The organism is Pseudorhodoplanes sp. (assembly GCA_032027085.1).
Taxonomy (GTDB): Bacteria; Pseudomonadota; Alphaproteobacteria; order Rhizobiales; family Xanthobacteraceae; genus Pseudorhodoplanes.
Window position 1 is genome coordinate 500,515 of the sequence record JAVSMS010000001.1, and the last position, 17,749, is coordinate 518,263.

Genomic DNA, 17,749 nt, shown 5'->3' on the forward strand with positions numbered 1-17,749 from the left:
CGTCGGCGCAGAGTGCGCAGCGTTCGTTTCTGGATTGGCGACATGACCATCATGCCGCGGTTTTCTGCGTAAGACGCGAACCGGCGGCGCCGGCCAGCGTGTTGTTCATGGTCTCGCACGCAAGATCATAAATCTTCTCGGAATCGAGGATGAACGCGACCCGTCCATTGCCGAGAATGGTGGCGGCGGCGATGCCGGGCACCGTGCCATAATTTTCCTCGATGCTCTTGATTACGACCTGCTGGTGACCGAGCAGATCGTCGACCGCAAGCCCGAGCTTGATGCCCTCGCCGGCCTCGATGATGATGACCACGCCTTCGCCCGAATTCAGCGTCGAGGGCACGCCGAGCGCGTCGCCGAGATGCACCATCGGCACGATCTCGCCGCGCAGATGCAGGGTGCCGTGGGTGCCCAGCAGATTGTGCACCTCCGACTGGCCGGGGCGCAGGCATTCCACGATCGCCGCCATCGGCAGCACGTAGGTTTCGGCGCCGACACGCACAACCATGCCGTCCATGACCGCCAGCGTCAGCGGCAGTGTGAGCTGGATGGTCATGCCCTTGCCGCGCTCGGATTTCAGATTGATGCGGCCACCGAGATCCTGGATGTTCCGCCGCACCACATCCATGCCGACGCCGCGGCCGGAAATGTCGGAGACCGTCTCGGCTGTTGAAAAGCCGGGCATGAAGATCAGGTTGTTGATTTCATCTTCGGTCAGCGCCGCGTCCGCTGACACCAGGCCGCGTTCGCGCGCTTTCTTCAACACCCGCTCGGAATTGATGCCGGCGCCGTCATCCTTGATCTCGATCACGATGCGACCGCCGCGATGTTCGGCGCTGAGAATGATGGTGCCTTCCTCCGGCTTGCCCGCGGCGGCGCGCACGTCCGGCGTCTCGATGCCGTGATCGCAGGAATTGCGGATGATGTGGGTGAGCGGATCGCTCAGCCGCTCGATGATCGTCTTGTCCACCTCGGTGGTCTCGCCGTACATCTCAAGCGCTATCTTCTTGCCCGTCTTGGCCGACAATTCGCGCACCAGACGCGGCATGCGCTGGAACACCGACTTCACCGGCTGCGCGCGCATGGACATCACGCTGTCCTTGAGTTCGCGGGTATGGTGGGTCACCTCTTCCAGAATCTGCATCATCCGCGCCGACATGGCTTCCGGCAGGTCCTGCACCACCTGCCCGAGCATCGCCTGCGCGATCACAAGTTCGCCGACCATGTTGACGACGCGGTCGACCTTGTCGAGATCGACACGGATGGTGGTGGCCGCCGCTTGGGCGACCGGCGCCTTCGCGCCGCCCTCGCTCTTCTCGGCCGCAGGCGCGGGAGGCGGAGGAGGAGTCATTACGGTTTCGGACGCTAAGGTTGGCATGGATGCGGCCGGCGCGGGCATGTCGGCGACCGGCTCCGGAACGAGTTGCGGCGCCGGCTCATCGAAGACCGGCAAGGCATCCGCCGGAGGCGTCTGATCGACGATCTCGAGTTCGCAATCGCCGGCCACGAATTCGAAGATTTCCTCGATTTCGGCACGGCTCGCCTGCGTGCGCAGCGTGCCGGTCCAGCCGATATAGGGGAAATCCGGCTCCAACTCGGTCAATGGCGGCAGGTTGCCGATCTCGGCGACGAGATCGAGTTCGCCGCGCGAGCGCAATTCGCGCAGGATGAAGAGAGGCTCGTTCGCCTTCTTGAGCAAGTCCTGCTTGGGCCGAAAGGTGATGGCAAAGGTGTTTCCCGCGGGCGTGTCATCCTCGGCATCGAAACGCACCGGTACGAAATCGATGCCCTCGAAATCAGCCATCTCGCCGCTGGCATCGCCTTCGGAGCCGTCCTTGCCGATCAGCTTTTCCAGCGCGAGCCTGCAATCGTCGCCGAAGCCCGCTTCAGGCGTTTGGCCGGAACGCGCCATGGTCACAAGATCGGACAGAATATCGTTGGCGTTGAAAAGGACATCGACGACGTCCGCACCGGCGTCAAGATCGCCGCGCCGCACCGCGTCCAGCACGGTCTCCAGAACGTGAGCAAAGCCGATCAAATTGTCGAAGCCGAAAACCCCCGCCCCGCCCTTGATCGAATGCACCGCGCGAAACAGCGCGTGAACCGTGTCTTCCGTTCCGCGCTCCTCGCGCATGTCGGTGAGGCCCAATTCCAGCTCCTGCAGCAACTCGCTGCATTCCTCAAAGAAGGTGTTCTTCAATTCTGTCAGGCTGGACATTGGTTATTTCCTATCGGCGCAGTATGCGTATCGCTATCCATATCGCGTTAATCAGGGAGACACCTTGCGGATGGTCTGCACCAGGCGGTCGGGATCGAACGGCTTGACCATCCAGCCGGTCGCGCCCGCCTCGCGCGCAATGCTGCGCTTGTCGGTGTCGCTTTCGGTGGTGAGAACAAGGATCGGCAGCGTCTTGTGCGCCGGATTTTTTCGCAACTGGCGAATGACCTCGTAGCCGTCCATCTTCGGCATGTTGATGTCGGTGATGACGACGTCGACGGTCTGATCCTTCAGCACGTTGACTCCGTCCTCGCCGTCAACCGCCTGGATGACGTCATAGCCGGCATCGCTGAGCGTCAGCATCAGCATGTCGCGCATGGTCTTGGAGTCGTCGATGGTCAGGATTCGCTTGGCCATGGCAGATCCATTGGGTTGTTCGCTGTCTGCGATATCGGGGGTCTCGCTTGCTGTGGCTTCAATCAGCGCAGTTTCGACGGCCTGCATGACTTCGGCGATCTGCGCCGCGCTTTGCGCGACGGCGCTGTCGCCCGAGGCTTCCGCATAGTCTTCCCAGTTCAGTCCCAGATCGGTAAAGGCGCTGTTGAAGGCGACCGATGGATTGGCGATCGTGAGATGGTGCGACTTGGCAGCTGCCAGGATGAGCTGGACGCAGGGCGTAGTCAGCGTCTCGACCGCCGAGGCATCGAGATGCAGCGTTGGCGCCGCTTGCAGTTTCTCGATCAGGCTGGCCTGAAATCCCTCCGCTGCCGCGAAATCGAGCACCGGCGGCAGCGTGTAGGAGGACGTGGTCTGGGCTTGCATCGACATTGTCATGTCACCTGTGGTGAGCGGCCAGAGCCGGTCTGGCCGAAGCCTGGCCGGGTTTGTCCCGGCAGGCGTCTAGAATTGCGTCGGCAATGTCGTGCAGCGGATATTGCCGCTGCACCGCGCCGCGCTCGAAGGCGACCCGCGGCATGCCGTAGATCAGCGATGTCGCCTCGTCCTGGCCGATCGTGATGGCGCCGGCCTGGCGTAGCTGCAGCATGCCTTCGGAGCCATCCTTGCCCATGCCGGTGAGGATCACCCCGACAATGTCGGGGCCGGCGGTCTTGGCGGCCGAGCGGAACAGCACGTCCACCGACGGGCGGTGCCCCGAGACCGGCGGGTCGTCGGTCAGACGACAGACAAATCTGCTGGCGTTCCTGGAGAGTTCCAGATGCCGCGCGCCAGGCGCGATATAGACATGGCCCTGTTCGATCACGTCGCCGTTGCAGGCCTCGCTCACCGTCATCGCGCATTCGCTGTTCAGACGCTTGGCGAAGGAGGCGGTGAAACGCTCCGGCATGTGCTGGGTGATCAGGATGGGCGGACAGTTCGCCGGCAGATGGATCAGCACGGCCTTGAGCGCCTCGACACCGCCGGTCGATGCGCCGATGGTCACGATCTTGTTTGACGACAGGTCGCCGACGACGGGTTTCGGTTTGGGCGGGGGTTTCTGCTCGACATGCCGCGCGCGGACGCGAACGCGGGCGGCGGTCTTGACCTTGGCCTGCAGCTCACTGGCCAGTTCGGTCATCACCGTACCGATGTCCTTGGTCGGCTTGGCGATGAAATCGACAGCACCGATTTCGAGCGCCTCCAGCGTGACCTCGGCGCCGGCTTGGGTGAGCGTTGAGATCATCACCACCGGCATCGGCCGCAGCGACATGATCTTGCGCAAGAAGGTAACGCCGTCCATGCGCGGCATCTCGACGTCAAGTGTAATGACGTCGGGGTTGAGCGCCTTGATCATGTCGCGGGCTTCGATCGGATCGGCGGCGGTGCCGACGACTTCGATCTCCGGGTCGGCGGAGAGGCATGACGACAACAACTGACGCATCAGCGCGGAGTCGTCGACGATCAAGGCTCGAACCTTTGGATGGCTTGCCGTCATATTCAGTCCCCGAACAATTCGATGTCACCGGCTGTCGGCTTCGACAACAGACGGCTGGCATAGTTCTTCTCTTCACGCGCGATCAGAACGGATTCGTTCACCTGCAGCAGCCGGCGGACCACGCGTCCCGTGGACGGGTAGTATTGGATGCGGCGCGGATGCAGGCCGCCCAGATCCTGGGCGGCGCAGGTGATCCCTTCGCTCTGCAGGAACCGCAGCACGAACTCTGCATTCTTGGTACCGATCTGGGTGGATGAGTCGATGACGTTGCCGCCGCCGAAGACCTTTACTTCCATCCGTTCGCGCGGGCAGCCCAGCTTGATCAATTCGTTGATCAGCTTCTCCATCGCGAAATTGCCGTAGCGCGTGGATTCTCCGTCCCAGCTCCCGCCGTCGCCCTGCGGCAGCATGAAATGGTTCATGCCGCCGATGCCGGTGCGCGGATCGCGAATGCAGGCCGACACGCAGGAGCCGAGCACGGTGACGAGAACCTCATCGCTTTTCGACGTGACGTAGAATTCGCCCGGGAAAACCTTCACCAGCCAGGAGGAATTGACAGTGTCGTAGAAGCGGTGCCGCGAGGTGGCGATGTTGTCCGATGACGGCACCAACGGGTCGGATTGAGTTTGCGCGCGGGTGAGGATGCCCATCAAACTCTCCGGTAGACCGTGCGGCCGATCAGTTCGAGCCCGGGATGGGCGCCGAGCAGGGACTCGGAATGGCCGATATAGAGCCAACCGCCCGGCCTGAGCATCTGCGTGTAGCGTTCGATCAGCTTCGCCTTGGTCTGCACGTCGAAATAGATCATGACGTTGCGGCAGAAGATGGCGTCGAACGGACCCTTGAAGGGCCAGGGATGATCCATGAGGTTGAGCCGGCGGAATGTTATGATCGTCCGCAGGTCTTCATGCATCACCATGAATTCGGCTGTCTTGTCCTTGTACTGGACGAGCTTGCGGTAGGCCTCGGGAATCTCTTCCAGCATCCGCACGGGATATTCGCCGCGTGCGCCCTTCGCGATCACGTCGGTGTCGATATCGGTCGCCAGAATGCGGATGTCGCGCCTGGCGCAATCCGGAATCTCGCGCTTGAGCACCATCGCAATCGTGTAGGGCTCCTCGCCGCTCGAACAGCCCGCCGACCAGATGCGCAGCCGGCCCGCCTTGTTAGCCTTGATCGCCTGCGCGTAAGGCAGCGCTATATGGGCACGCAAGTGGTCAAAGTGATGCGGCTCGCGGAACAGCTTGGTGTGGTTCGTCGAAATGCTGTTGATGAAACGTTCGAGTTCAACTTCCCCGTTCGGGCCGTCGAGATACTCACGATATTCGCTGAAGGCTGACATCTTGAGCGCGCGCAGCCGGCGCGACAATCGTCCGTACAGGAGATTGCGCTTGGAATCGGCGAGCGTGATGCCGGTCCGCTCCTTGGCGATGCGCGCCAAGACGCGGAAATCGGCGTCCGAGAAATGGTATTCGCGGCGCGGCTCTTCGATAAGAAGACCGAGATCCTGTTTTGCTGCGGCCGAGGATTTCTGCATGGTCAGAACGTCTCCCCATTGCGCGCAGCGTCTGATACGCCGGAAGCGGCGAGGCATTCGACCGAAACCATCATCACACCCGAAAACATGCAGGATTCCTGATCGCCCCGAACCAAAACACGCACGACACCCTCAACAACGCGGGTCACTCACGCAGCCACCGACACTCAAGTACGCAACACACGCTCCGCATCAATGCGATACGGATTTCTCTTCGGAGCCGGAGAGCGACAAAAGATGAGGCAGGTCGATCAGCGCGATCATGGAATTGTCCATGGTGACCAGACCCGAAAGGAAGTCGATACGTGACGCTTGGGCGATCCGGGGAACCGGCTGGATCTTGGCGGCGTCGCAGGAGATGATGTCGAGCACGCGGTCGGCCAGCAGGCCGACAAGGCGAGACGCGACCTGCACGATGATGACGATATGCATGGGCGTCGCCTCGGTCAGTCCTTGGCCGAAGCGGCAGCGCAGGTCGATGATCGGAACCATCACCCCGCGCAGATTGAGCACTCCCCGCACATATTCCGGCTGTTTTGGAAGATGCGTGATCTCCGACCAGCCTTTGATTTCACGGACCGACATGATGTCGACGCCGTATTGATCGGCGCCGATCGCAAAGCTGATGAATTGCGTAAGCCCGCTGGTGCCGGCGGCTCCCTCCGCCGAAGCCCAGTCCATGGGATTCATTCCACCGTTTCCGGTGGCCGCCTGAGCGGCCTGAGCAGTCATTTCCCCGTCACCCCTTGGCCGCACAGACCAGTCGCCGCGCCGTGCTCACCTGCGGTGATGCCCGGGCTTGCCAATGCTGGACCGTGCGGAATTCCCCGACTCGGATCCGTAAAATTCGCGACTATTTTTCGAGAAAATGGTTAGGGAATGGTTGCAAGCTGCAGAATCCGGCTGAAAACACAGCCGTTTTTCGGAATGATGGCTCTGCCCAAGGGGTATCGAAGCGGACCGTCGGACAATACGCGCAGCTCTTGGGTCTTCGCTCCGATGCGCTCAGCTATCGCGCCTATTCCCAAGTGGGGCCTTCCCAAAATGGGTATGGTCACGCGAGGCTTGCCTGGAACAACTGAAGACCCGCTCGCGGGGCGTTAAGAAAAGCTATTAGCATCAGCGGGATAAATGGTCGGAGTGGCAGGATTTGAACCTGCGACCCCCTCGTCCCGAACGAGGTGCGCTACCAGGCTGCGCTACACTCCGATATGAAGAGGCCGTCTTATAGCTATGGCCCCCACGGGCTGCAAGGTTCGGGGCCGCAAATTGAGCCGTCACGTGGCGGCAGCAGAATCAGAAAAAATGACAGTCATGACCAAGACCCGCGTGCTCGCGGCGGGACCTGCAGCCATCGAGGCCGCCGCCGGCTTGCTCCGGAAGGGCGGGCTCGTCGCCTTCCCGACTGAGACGGTTTACGGGCTGGGGGCCGATGCCGCCAATGGTGACGCTGTGGCGCGTCTTTATGCGGCCAAGGGCCGCCCCTCCTTCAATCCGCTGATCGCGCATGTGGCCGGTCTGCCCGCGGCCCGGTCGCTGGCCGTGTTCAACGCGCAGGCCGAGGCCCTGGCCCGGGCTTTCTGGCCCGGCCCCCTCACTCTGGTCCTGCCCAAACGCGGTGACTGTCCGGTCTCGGACCTCGCAACCGCGGGCCTCGATTCCATCGCTTTGCGGGTGCCCAATCATCCGGTGGCGCGCGACCTCATCGCCGCATTCGGCGGCGCAGTGGTGGCGCCATCGGCCAACCAGTCCGGCCATGTGTCGCCGACCACGGCGGCGCATGTGCAGGCTGACCTTGCCGGCCGCATCGATCTGATCGTGGATGGCGGCCCGACCCAGGTCGGTGTCGAATCCACCATCGTCGCCTGTCTCGATGAACCGACACTGTTGCGGCCAGGCGGGGTGCCGCGCGCCGCAATCGAGAAGGTTCTGGGGCAGCCGCTGGTCGCGGCTGCGGATTTTGCTCGTGCCGGCGATGAAGATGATGTGCCCCTGGCGCCCGGAATGCTGGCATCACATTACGCACCTAAGGCGACAATTCGGCTCGATGCGTCGGAAATCCGCGACGGCGAGGCCTTGCTCGCGTTCGGTCCGCAGCTTCCCGCCCGCGCCGACAGGGCACGCAAGATTCTCAACCTGTCTACACGCGGCGATCTTGTGGAAGCAGCCGCCCACCTGTTCTCGCATCTGCGCGCGCTCGACGCGTCCGGCGCCGCAGCGATTGCGGTCATGCCGGTACCGCATGAAGGGCTGGGCGAGGCCATCAATGACCGGCTACTCCGCGCCGCCGCGCCGCGCTAAAGGTTGCGCCTCGAGGTAACTCATCGCTTTGGACTCATTGATGACTGTTCTCGCCGCAGATCTGCTCGATCACTTCAAGAACATTGTCGGCGAACGCTATGCCATCACCGACCCCGATGCGCAGACGCCCTATCTCGTCGAGATGCGCGACCGCTGGGTCGGCAAGACGCCGCTGGTGCTGCGGCCGGGCTCGGTCGGCGAAGTCTCAGAGATTTTGACGCTCGCCAACGCGAACCGCGTCGCCATCGTGCCGCAGGGCGGCAATACCGGACTGGTCGGCGGGCAGATTCCGTTCAACGGCGAGATTGTGCTGTCACTAAACCGGCTCGACAAGATCCGCGAGGTCGATCCGGTCTCGAGCACGATTACGGTCGAAGCCGGCGTCACCTTGCAGCGAACGCGCGAAGCGGCCGCGAAAGTGGATCGCCTCTATCCGCAACTTCTTCCCTCGGAAGGCACCTGCACCATCGGCGGCAATCTCTCCACCAATGCCGGCGGCACGACCGCGCTCGCGCACGGCATCGCGCGCTCGCATGTGCTGGGACTTGAGGTGGTGCTGGCCGATGGCCGGTTGCTGAACAATCTCAACAAGCTGAAGAAGGACAATACCGGCTACGACCTGAAAAACCTGTTTATCGGCGCGGAGGGGACGCTCGGCATCATCACCGCGGCGGTGCTGCGCCTTGTGCCGCGCCCGCGCTCGGTGGAGGTCGCCTATCTCGCGGTGCCCTCGCCCGAGGCCGCCGTGCAGCTGCTGAATGTCGCAAGCGGCCGCGCGGCCGGCGACGTGACCAGCTTCGAATTGATGAGCCGCGACGGCATCGAGATGGTGCTGAAACATGCGTCGGGGACGCGAGACCCGCTCGACACACCGCATCCCTGGTATGTGCTGCTGGAAATCTCATCGCAGCTCGAGACCGGGCTGCGCGACATGCTCGAAGACCTTCTGGAATACGGACTGGAACAGGGCCTGGTCCTTGACGGCACGGTGGCGGAGACACTGGAGCAGGCGAAATCTTTCTGGCGCATCCGCGAGCTGATCGGCGAGGTGCAGCGTCTGGAAGGCGGCTCGATCAAGCACGACATTTCGGTGCCGGTCGCCGCGATCCCGGCCTTCATTGCAGAAGCGAACGCGGCAGTGGTGGCACTGGTGCCGGGAGCGCGCCCGCTGCCCTTCGGCCATGTCGGCGACGGCAACATCCATTACAACATCACCCAGCCCGTAGGCGCCGACAAGACGGCGTTCATGGCGCGCGAGGACGAGGTGCAGGACCTCGTGTTCGGCATCGTGCTGAAATATGGCGGCTCGATCTCGGCCGAGCACGGCATCGGCGTCGCCAAGCGCGACCGGTTGCCGGGCGTGAAGGACAAGACCGCGATCGAATTGATGCGCACGATCAAGCAGACACTCGATCCGAACGGCATCCTCAATCCGGGGAAGGTTTTGTGAGCGGACGCGCCGTCACCGCTGCGGCCCGGTAAAAGGCACAAAGCGCACCACCGCAACGGAGCGCGTCGTCGTCTCGCCCGGTGCGATCTTCTCGACCACGACAAGCTGCTGTGCGGCTGAAGCAGGACCGACCGGCATGACCAGTCGACCGCCCACTTTAAGCTGTTCGACGAGCGGCGGCGGAACCTGCGACGCTGCGGCGGTCACGACAATTGCGTCGAACGGTGCGCATTCCGGCCAGCCGCGATAGCCGTCGCCAATCTTCACGCTCACATTGTCATGGCCAAGTTCTTTCAGCGCCTTCGCGGCGGCCTCCCCCAGCGAAGCGATGATCTCGATGGTGCAGACCTTGCGTGCGAGCCGCGACAGGATCGCCGCCTGATAGCCTGAGCCGGTGCCGACCTCGAGCACCGTATCATCGGGGCCAACCGTTGCCAGATCCGTCATCAAGGCGACGATGAACGGCTGCGACATGGTTTGACCGGCGCCAATGGACACGGGCCTGTCTGCATAGGACACCCGGCAGGAAAGCCCCGGAGCAAAACGATGGCGCTCCGTTTGCTCCATCGCTCGCAGGACGCGCTCCGAGATGCTGTGCCTCGGTTCCGCATGCGCGCGGATGATCTCAACCATGGCGGCCCGTTCCCGGGCGCATTGTGCATCGGCCAATGCCGCTTCAGACACAATCAATGTCAGAACGAATGCGAGCCATATGCTGGGCATTGTTTCGCCCATTCGTCTTGGCGACCTTGCCAGAATGTATCAACTTGCCGCCTCCGCGGAAAGGCAAACAGGAGTGAGTGCAAGAATCCAGACCGGCACCTGGCTCGTCACTGTCAGGGCGGTGCGGCCTTCGCCCGGCCATGACGGATATTTGCTTTTCGGAGATCAAAACAACAATCCCTGCCGGTCATCCGCCTTGCGCTCTTTCTTCAAGCGCGGCTTCGGCACGTCAGCAACAGTCTCTTCAACAGGCGCCACGTATGGCGCGATCACAGCCGGGCTGTCATTCGCCACGCGGTTGGCGGCCGGCGACACCGGATAGGTCTCAAGCTCGTCGTCCGGCAGCACGCTGATTGCGGACAAAGCCCCGTCCGCCCGCACGTTGTCGCAGTCGAGCCAGACGTCATATGCGTCCGGCGTCAGCATCACCGGCATGCGGTGATGCACCTGTCGCAAGAGCGGACTCGCTTCCACGGTGACGATGGCACAGCTTTCCATCTCCTCGCCGTTCGGCCCGATCCACGTCTCCCACACGCCGGCAAAAGCAAGCGGCCCGCCGTCCCTGCGCCGTACGACATGGGGACGCTTGGCCGCGCCTTCTCCCTTCCACTCGTAGAAACCGTCGGCGGGGATGAGACAACGCCGCCGCTTCATCGCGTTCTTGAAGGACGGCTTCTCATGCGCGGATTCCCCGCGCGCATTGATCAGGAGCGTGAAATTCTTCGGGTCCTTCACCCAGGGCGGCATCAGTCCCCAGCGCACCAGAGCAAAGCGACGCTGTCCCTCCTGCATCCGCACGATCGGCACCGGCTGCGTCGGCGCCACGTTGTAGCGCGGCGGAAAATTCGGCTGGTCGGAATAGCCAAACAGCCGGCGCAACGTGTCCGGATCGGAGATGATGAGATAGCGGCCGCACATGCGCGGCATTATGTCCGATTCGTCCAGCCTTCATGCGCCATGACGCCAGACAGCGCCGGCCGGGAACGCTTTCGCATGCTGCTCGCGCCACTTTGGACCCGGTCCGCGCATATAGTGGCGTTCAGGCCGGTAATGATCGAACAGGCTTCGCTTCAGTTCCCAGACGAATTGGCCCAGCACCTCACCGAAACCCTTCGCCGGCTGAGATCGCTGGTGAGCGGAAATGTGAACTTGTGCTGTGGTCATGTTGCGGCTCCTGCACGCAGCTACGGGGCAGCCTTCAATGGGTTGCAGGAGCGGATGGCGAGGTTCACGGATTTTGCGAAAATGCGCGCAGTTCCTCGCGGCCGATATACTGGAACCGCAAGTGACAGGGCCGCCGCATCTGCGCTAGGCCGGATCATGCAACGCGGCCTTGACCGCGCCATCTGGATTGAAACTTGTGACCGACACCCGCACCTATCCCGACCGCCCCTTCCTCGCCGCCAGTGCCGCCATCATCCGCGACGGCCGGGTGCTGATCGTGCGCCGCGCGCGCATGCCGGCAAACGGCGTCTACACCCTGCCCGGCGGCGTGGTCGAAGCGGGCGAAACTTTGGTCGAGGCGGTGACGCGCGAGGTGCGCGAGGAGACGGGACTTGAAATCCAGCCGATCGCACTCGCCGGCTTTCACGAAGTGATCCTGCGCGACGGCGACAACCAGGTGTCGCGGCATTTCGTGATCCTGCCCTTCGCCGCGCGCTGGCTGTCGGGCGAGGTGCAATTGAACGACGAACTCGACGACGCGCGCTGGCTGCGGCCCGCCGAGATCGAGGGGCTGAAGACCACCGAGGGGCTTTCCGAGATTGTGGCGACCGCGTTCGAGCGGCTGGGTGTCTCCCCTCCCCCCGCGAGCGAAGCGAGTGGTGGGGAGGGGCCGGGAGCGGGGCAAGGAACACAGCGCAACTGCGAGTGAGCCCGCTGCACTTATGCCGAACGAGCCTCACCCCTAAGCCCTGCCATTCGCCGCGCGAGTGAGGGAGGGGAACAGGCAGGCCGCGCTGGACAGTCCACAATCCAACCCAAGCTTGCGGCAGGCCTCTCGCGGGCGCATATGTCCGCCACATGATCCGCCGCCTAGCCCTCATTCTGTGCCTGCTGATTGCCGCCGCGCCGGCGCGGGCGGCCGACAGCGGCGACGCCTTCGAGGCCGATCTGCAGCGCCTTTCGGAGATCCTCGGCGCGCTGCATTATCTGCGCGGCGTGTGCGGCGCGAATGAAGGGGCGAAATGGCGCAACGAGATGCAGGCGCTGATGGATGCAGAGGCGCAGGCGCCGGAACGGCGCGCCAAGATGGTGGCGAGCTTCAATCGCGGTTATAGCGGCTTCCAGCAGACCTACCGCACCTGCACACCCGCCGCCGATGTTGCGATCCGGCGCTATCTCGACGAGGGCGCCAAGATCGCCCGCGAAATCACTGCCCGATACACCAACTGACGCGTCCCCAAGCCGTTAACCGTTCTTAAAGGTGCCCCGCCCGCGCTGGAATCCCCGTGCTAAGCACGCGGATCGACGGCCGGCCGCCGATCTCGTGTTGACCCCGGGACCGGATTTTGGCTGCGCAAGTCAACAGGGTGACATGAGCAATCTGACGCGCGCATTTCCGGCCGACGAGCCGATCCCGGACCAGGAACAGAAGAAAGCCGCTCTCGGCTATGTGCACGAGGCCTGGGCGGAAGCCCGTCTCGACGGCATCGAGGACGATTGCATGGCGCAGGCCTGCCTGTTCGCGGCCCTGATCGAGTTCGTGTCCACCTATGGCGAGGACGCCGCCGCCAAATTCGCGGAAGGGCTCCCCGCCCGCATCCGCAATGGCGAGTTTTCCGCGGAACTGCTGAGGCAGTAAACTCTGTCTCCGTCCCCCGACGGTTGCGAAGCGCAAGCCGTCGCAACTCGGCTCGGCCGGATCGCGCACCATCCGATTTGATCTCGCGTTATCCGAGAATCGGTCGACGACCTCTCAACCCCGCTTCGCACAGGGCATCAATCCGTAACGCGCATAGAGCACGGCATCGATATCGGCCGGGTAGAACGGCTTCTGCAGGAACGCGCTGGCGCCCGCACGCAAGGCGCGATCGGCGATCGCCATGTCCTGCGCCGAGGTCATGATGACGACATCGACATCGGGCTTGGCGCGCTTGAGTTCGGCGAGCGTGGCAAGACCGTTCAGCCCCGGCATGTTGTAGTCGAGGAACACCACGTCGATGCCGCCGGCGCGCACCTGGTCGAGCCCCTTGGCGCCGTCGTCGGCTTCCGCGATATCCAGATTGAAACGGCTCGCCGCAAGGATCTTTTTGACAATGCTGCGCATGGTCGAGGAATCGTCGACCACCAGCGCTCGGCAGGGAATGCGGGCGTGCGAGACGCGATTGAGCAAAATCCCGGCCTCGGTCGCATGCCGCGGCTTGGGTGCGGTCGCATCCGCCGCGGATGGAATGCCGCCGGCGCCGGTCACCAGCAGAATGACCAAGGGATCGTTGCCGGCCGCGCGCGCCGCCTTGATCAGCCCCGTCTGGTCGGCCGGCGGCAGCGCCGCGTCGATAAAGACGATGTCGATGTCACCCGCATCCAGAAGGCCGCCGGCCTTGCCGGGCGATTGCGCTTCGCAGATCTCCAACGGCAAGGAGACTCGCGTCGCGCCCTGCCGCATCACCTCGCGATCGTCGTCAGATCCGCATGCCAGAAGAATGCGAACCGACAGGATATCCCCGCTCATACCCCCGGCCCTCCCTGCCTGCTTCATAACCGAGGCGGCGGCGGTTTCCAATTGTGAGGTATTCATGCACCGACTGGGGCCCACGCGATCAATGCGTGGGCTGCATCGCCTCGTGGAGTTTCGCGACCTCGCGCCGGCCGGGGCCAAGACTTGAGCCGCCGCCGCCAGCGCCTTACGTTTCGGCGCCAGTCTGGCAACAGAATGAAGGACTTCCAATGAAAGCGGCGCTTCTCCCCGATCGCGGCGTGGTCAAGGTGGCCGGCGGGCCCGCGCGCGGCTTTCTCAACGGGCTTCTGACGACTGATATTGAGGCCATGACCCCGGACATACCGCGCTATGCCGCGCTGCTCACCCCCCAGGGCAAGATCGTCGCAGACTTCACCGTTGCGCAGGCGCCCGTCGAAGACGGCGGCGATTTCTTCCTGGATTGTCCGCGGGCGCTGGCGGGCACGCTGGTGGACAAGCTCAATTTCTACAAGCTGCGCGCCAAGGTGATTGTGGAGGACCTGTCGGAGACCCTGGGCGTCATGGCGGTCTGGGACGGTACGGGCGACAGCGAATATGGCCTCGTCTATCCCGATCCGCGCCTGCCGGCCTTGGGGCTGCGCCTCATGCTGCCGCCACATCTGGCGGACAAGGCCGCTGCCGATCTTGGCGCCACGCTCGTCGACGCCCAGGAATATGAGAGCCGCCGCATCGCGCTCGGGGTGCCGCGCGGCGGGCTCGATTTCGTCTACGGCGAGGCCTTCCCGCACGACGCCGATCTCGATCAGCTCAACGGCGTGGATTTCAAGAAGGGCTGTTTCGTCGGACAGGAAGTGGTGTCGCGGGTGGAGCATCGCGGCACCGCGCGCAGCCGCATCGTGCCGATCGTCTTCGAGGAATTCGCCGCGGAAGCGGGCTCGCCCGTGCTGGCCGGTGACAAATCCATCGGCACGATGGGATCTTCGAGCGGACGGAACGGCCTCGCCATGCTGCGGCTCGACCGCGTGGAGGACGCGCTCGCTGCGGGCGTCACGCTGACGGCGGGCGGCATTCCATTTCGGCTGCGCGAATCCTCATTCGCGCGTTTCAAGCTGCCGGGCGTGGCAAAGGCGTCATGACCGCCCTCCTCCACCCCGACGGCAAGAAGCGCTGCGCCTGGCCCAAGGACGATCCGCTTTATGTCGCCTACCACGACACCGAATGGGGCGTGCCGGAATACGATGACCGCGCGCTGTTCGAGAAGCTGATCCTCGACGGATTCCAGGCCGGGCTGTCGTGGATCACGATTTTGCGCAAGCGCGAGAATTTCCGCAGAGCCTTCGACGGGTTCGAGCCGGAGAAGATGGCGCGCTACAGCCCGCGCAAGGTCGAGAAGCTGATGCAGGACGCAGGCATTGTGCGCAATCGCGCCAAGATCGAAGGCGCGATCCTTTCCGCCCGCGCCTATCTCGACATCATGGAGAAAGAAGACGGTTTCTCGAACCTGCTGTGGGGCTTCCTCGACGGCAAGCCGAAGATCAACGCATTCAAGACGATCAAGAGCGTGCCGGCGGAAACGCCGATCTCGAAGGCGATGTCGAAGGAGCTGGCCAGCCGCGGCTTCAAATTCTGCGGGCCGACGATCGTCTATGCCTTCATGCAGGCGACCGGCATGGTCAACGACCATCTGGTGACCTGTCACCGGCACGAGGCCTGCCGCAAGCCTACCAAATCCAAAAATCGGCCGTAGCCGCAAAAGTCGTTGAACCGATGCCCAAGAAATCTACGGCAAAAGCCGCGCGCTCGGCACCCAAGAACGACCAAGGAAAGCCCCGCGCCTGGCAGCGCATGCTGTCGGGCCGCCGGCTCGACCTGCTCGATCCCTCGCCGCTCGACATCGAGATCGAGGACATCGCGCATGGCCTCGCCCGCGTCGCGCGCTGGAACGGGCAGACCAAGGGCGCGCACATCTTCTCCGTCGCCCAGCACATCCTCCTGGTCGATGTGATGGCGCGCACCCGCACGCCACGGCTGGACAACAGGATCCGGCTCGCCATCTTCCTGCACGACGCCGCTGAATATGTGATCGGCGACATGATTTCCCCGTTCAAGGCGGTGATCGGGGATTCCTACAAAGCGACCGAAAGCCGCCTTTTGTCCGCCATCCATCTGCGCTTTGGTCTGCCGCCAAAACTGCCGGCCGAGACGGAGCGCCTCATCAAGACGGCGGATCGTGAAGCGGCCTATTTCGAGGCCACGCGTCTCGCCGGTTTTGAGGAGAAGGAAGCACAGAAATTCTTCGGCAAGCCGGCCGCCATCACGGCTGTCACGGAACGCGATTATCTGACCCCCTGGCCGGCCGAGGTGGCGGAATCGCGTTATCTGGAGCGGTTTTCCAAGCTGCTGGGCTGATGCTTCCGCAATGCCGCCTGCCGGCCTATATCTGGCTTGAAACAGAAGGCTGAAAATGATTCACGTTTGCTCGCTCGCCCGCCTGCACGATACCGTTGTCGACACCCGCGCCCGCCACGTCGTCACCCTGATCAAGGACATTTCGCTGGTGCGGCGGCCCGACAGCATCGCCGCCGAGAACCACCTGCTGCTCGACATGGACGATATCGTCCAGGTGATGGACGGCTACGTGCACCCGACCGAAGAGCATGTCGAGAAGCTGATCGATTTCGTCACGCGCTGGGACCGCAGCGCGCCGATCGTGGTGCATTGCTTTGCCGGCATCAGCCGCTCCACTGCCGGCGCCTTCATCACCGCCTGCGCGCTCAATCCCGCACGCGACGAGACGACGATCGCGAAATGCATCCGCGACTCCTCGCCGACCGCCATTCCCAACATGCGGCTGGTGACGCTGGCCGACAAGATTCTCGGACGCGGGGGCCGCATGGTGAAAGCGGTGCAGGCGATCGGCCCCGGTGTCTCGGCCTATGAAGGCATTCCCTTCCGGCTCGACATCGAGTGACACCATGGACGCCGCCATCACGCCGATCGAAATCGGACTGACGACGGCGATTGTCGCACTGCGCGGCGAAGAACCGCTGGTGCTGGTTTCCGGCGATGTCGGCAACAAGGACGCGCCGGCCGGCCTGCCGTCCGGTCCCTTTGATCCGATTGCACATCGCACCTTCGAAATCGGACTGCGCGAATGGGTTGCGGCACAGACCGCGCTGTCAATCGGCTATGTCGAGCAGCTCTACACCTTCGGCGACCGCGGACGCCACGCGCGCGTCAGCGATACCGGTCCGCATGTGGTGTCGGTCGGTTATCTCGCCCTCACCCGCATGCCGGAAGACGTCACCGCTCTGCGCGCCGCCGGCGCCGGCTTTCAGCCCTGGTACCGCTTCTTTCCCTGGGAAGACTGGCGCAACGGACGACCGGGCATCATCGACGATGTGATGCTGCCACGTCTCGAAAAATGGGCGAAAGACGGCGGCCAGAATTCGCCGCGCGCGTTCACGCGCAAGGAGCGATTGCAGCTCGGCTTCGGCACCGGCGGCGTGCCCTGGGACGAAGAGAAGGTGCTGGAGCGCTATGAGCTCCTCTATGAGGCGGGACTGATCGAGGAAGCGCGCCGCGACGGGCGCGTCGACAACGTGCCGGTGACACTGGGTGAGTCCATGCGCTTCGATCACCGCCGTATTCTGGCGACATCAATAGCGCGGCTGCGCGCCAAGCTGAAATACCGCCCCGTCGTGTTCGAATTGATGCCCAATGAATTCACGCTGACCGAATTGCAGCGCACAGTGGAAGCGATTTCCGGCCGGCATCTGCACAAGCAGAATTTCCGCCGCCTGGTGGAATCGACCGCCCTGGTCGAGCCGACCGGCGACAGCACCGCCGCAACCGGCGGACGGCCGGCGGCGTTGTTCCGTTTCCGCCGCGAAGTCATTCAGGAGCGGCATGCGCCGGGACTGCGGCTCGGCGTGCGGACCTGATAG

Annotated in this window: 20 protein-coding genes and 1 tRNA gene; 10 read left to right on the forward strand and 11 right to left on the reverse strand. The window is 63.5% G+C overall.

Annotated elements, in window-relative coordinates:
• Positions 1 to 49 precede the first annotated feature (49 nt).
• The 7 genes from RO009_02455 to RO009_02485 form a co-directional block, all read right to left on the reverse strand.
• Entirely contained in the window at positions 50 to 2,218 is a 2,169-nt protein-coding gene (locus RO009_02455; protein MDT3683889.1) for a chemotaxis protein CheA, read from the reverse strand.
• A gap of 51 nt (positions 2,219 to 2,269) precedes the next feature.
• Positions 2,270 to 2,635: a response regulator gene (locus RO009_02460; protein ID MDT3683890.1), complete on the reverse strand. Its 366-nt coding sequence runs from the start codon at positions 2,633 to 2,635 to the stop codon at positions 2,270 to 2,272.
• 418 nt (positions 2,636 to 3,053) lie between these two features.
• Positions 3,054 to 4,151 carry a chemotaxis response regulator protein-glutamate methylesterase gene (locus RO009_02465; protein MDT3683891.1) on the reverse strand — a complete coding sequence of 366 codons (1,098 nt, stop codon included), beginning with the start codon at positions 4,149 to 4,151 and terminating at the stop codon, positions 3,054 to 3,056.
• A gap of 2 nt (positions 4,152 to 4,153) precedes the next feature.
• On the reverse strand, positions 4,154 to 4,801 hold the full coding sequence (cheD, locus tag RO009_02470; GenBank protein MDT3683892.1) for a chemoreceptor glutamine deamidase CheD: 648 nt from the start codon (positions 4,799 to 4,801) through the stop codon (positions 4,154 to 4,156).
• A complete protein-coding gene (locus tag RO009_02475; GenBank protein MDT3683893.1) occupies positions 4,801 to 5,688 on the reverse strand; it encodes a protein-glutamate O-methyltransferase CheR in 888 nt (295 codons plus the stop codon). Before RO009_02475 ends, cheD begins: the two co-directional genes overlap by 1 nt.
• Positions 5,689 to 5,880: 192 nt before the next feature.
• Positions 5,881 to 6,378, reverse strand: a complete 498-nt coding sequence (locus RO009_02480) for a chemotaxis protein CheW (protein MDT3683894.1) — start codon at positions 6,376 to 6,378, stop codon at positions 5,881 to 5,883.
• A gap of 442 nt (positions 6,379 to 6,820) precedes the next feature.
• Positions 6,821 to 6,897: transfer RNA gene (locus RO009_02485), tRNA-Pro, on the reverse strand.
• A gap of 96 nt (positions 6,898 to 6,993) precedes the next feature.
• Between RO009_02485 and RO009_02490 the strand changes: the two genes are divergently transcribed.
• Positions 6,994 to 7,989 carry an L-threonylcarbamoyladenylate synthase gene (locus RO009_02490; protein MDT3683895.1) on the forward strand — a complete coding sequence of 332 codons (996 nt, stop codon included), beginning with the start codon at positions 6,994 to 6,996 and terminating at the stop codon, positions 7,987 to 7,989.
• A 40-nt stretch (positions 7,990 to 8,029) separates the two neighbouring features.
• On the forward strand, positions 8,030 to 9,439 hold the full coding sequence (locus RO009_02495; GenBank protein ID MDT3683896.1) for an FAD-binding oxidoreductase: 1,410 nt from the start codon (positions 8,030 to 8,032) through the stop codon (positions 9,437 to 9,439).
• A gap of 12 nt (positions 9,440 to 9,451) precedes the next feature.
• On the opposite strand, the gene RO009_02500 is transcribed toward RO009_02495, so the two are convergent.
• From RO009_02500 to RO009_02510, 3 genes are all read right to left on the reverse strand, one after another.
• Positions 9,452 to 10,162, reverse strand: coding sequence for a protein-L-isoaspartate(D-aspartate) O-methyltransferase (locus RO009_02500; protein ID MDT3683897.1), 711 nt, complete (start codon positions 10,160 to 10,162; stop codon positions 9,452 to 9,454).
• Between the two features lie 165 nt (positions 10,163 to 10,327).
• Positions 10,328 to 11,089 (reverse strand): SOS response-associated peptidase, encoded by a 762-nt coding sequence (locus RO009_02505; protein MDT3683898.1) that lies wholly within the window; start codon positions 11,087 to 11,089, stop codon positions 10,328 to 10,330.
• 21 nt (positions 11,090 to 11,110) lie between these two features.
• Positions 11,111 to 11,326, reverse strand: a complete 216-nt coding sequence (locus RO009_02510; GenBank protein MDT3683899.1) for a hypothetical protein — start codon at positions 11,324 to 11,326, stop codon at positions 11,111 to 11,113.
• A gap of 196 nt (positions 11,327 to 11,522) precedes the next feature.
• On the opposite strand from RO009_02510, the gene RO009_02515 reads away from it, so the two are divergent.
• From RO009_02515 to RO009_02525, 3 genes are all read left to right on the forward strand, one after another.
• Positions 11,523 to 12,035, forward strand: coding sequence for an NUDIX hydrolase (locus RO009_02515; GenBank protein ID MDT3683900.1), 513 nt, complete (start codon positions 11,523 to 11,525; stop codon positions 12,033 to 12,035).
• A 149-nt stretch (positions 12,036 to 12,184) separates the two neighbouring features.
• Positions 12,185 to 12,556, forward strand: a complete 372-nt coding sequence (locus RO009_02520) for a TIGR02301 family protein (protein MDT3683901.1) — start codon at positions 12,185 to 12,187, stop codon at positions 12,554 to 12,556.
• Between the two features lie 142 nt (positions 12,557 to 12,698).
• A complete protein-coding gene (locus tag RO009_02525; protein ID MDT3683902.1) occupies positions 12,699 to 12,965 on the forward strand; it encodes a hypothetical protein in 267 nt (88 codons plus the stop codon).
• A gap of 114 nt (positions 12,966 to 13,079) precedes the next feature.
• Here RO009_02525 and RO009_02530 read toward each other — a convergent pair whose 3' ends face one another.
• A complete protein-coding gene (locus RO009_02530) occupies positions 13,080 to 13,835 on the reverse strand; it encodes a response regulator (GenBank protein MDT3683903.1) in 756 nt (251 codons plus the stop codon).
• 215 nt (positions 13,836 to 14,050) lie between these two features.
• Between RO009_02530 and RO009_02535 the strand changes: the two genes are divergently transcribed.
• The 5 genes from RO009_02535 (at position 14,051) to RO009_02555 (ending at position 17,746) form a co-directional block, all read left to right on the forward strand.
• Entirely contained in the window at positions 14,051 to 14,938 is an 888-nt protein-coding gene (locus tag RO009_02535; protein MDT3683904.1) for a folate-binding protein, read from the forward strand.
• On the forward strand, positions 14,935 to 15,549 hold the full coding sequence (locus RO009_02540) for a DNA-3-methyladenine glycosylase I (GenBank protein ID MDT3683905.1): 615 nt from the start codon (positions 14,935 to 14,937) through the stop codon (positions 15,547 to 15,549). The genes RO009_02535 and RO009_02540 overlap by 4 nt, the downstream gene beginning before the upstream one ends.
• A gap of 98 nt (positions 15,550 to 15,647) precedes the next feature.
• Positions 15,648 to 16,211 carry an HD family hydrolase gene (locus RO009_02545; GenBank protein MDT3683906.1) on the forward strand — a complete coding sequence of 188 codons (564 nt, stop codon included), beginning with the start codon at positions 15,648 to 15,650 and terminating at the stop codon, positions 16,209 to 16,211.
• A 55-nt stretch (positions 16,212 to 16,266) separates the two neighbouring features.
• Positions 16,267 to 16,773, forward strand: a complete 507-nt coding sequence (locus RO009_02550; GenBank protein ID MDT3683907.1) for a protein-tyrosine phosphatase family protein — start codon at positions 16,267 to 16,269, stop codon at positions 16,771 to 16,773.
• Between the two features lie 4 nt (positions 16,774 to 16,777).
• Entirely contained in the window at positions 16,778 to 17,746 is a 969-nt protein-coding gene (locus RO009_02555) for an NAD regulator (protein ID MDT3683908.1), read from the forward strand.
• The last annotated feature ends 3 nt before the right edge of the window (positions 17,747 to 17,749 follow it).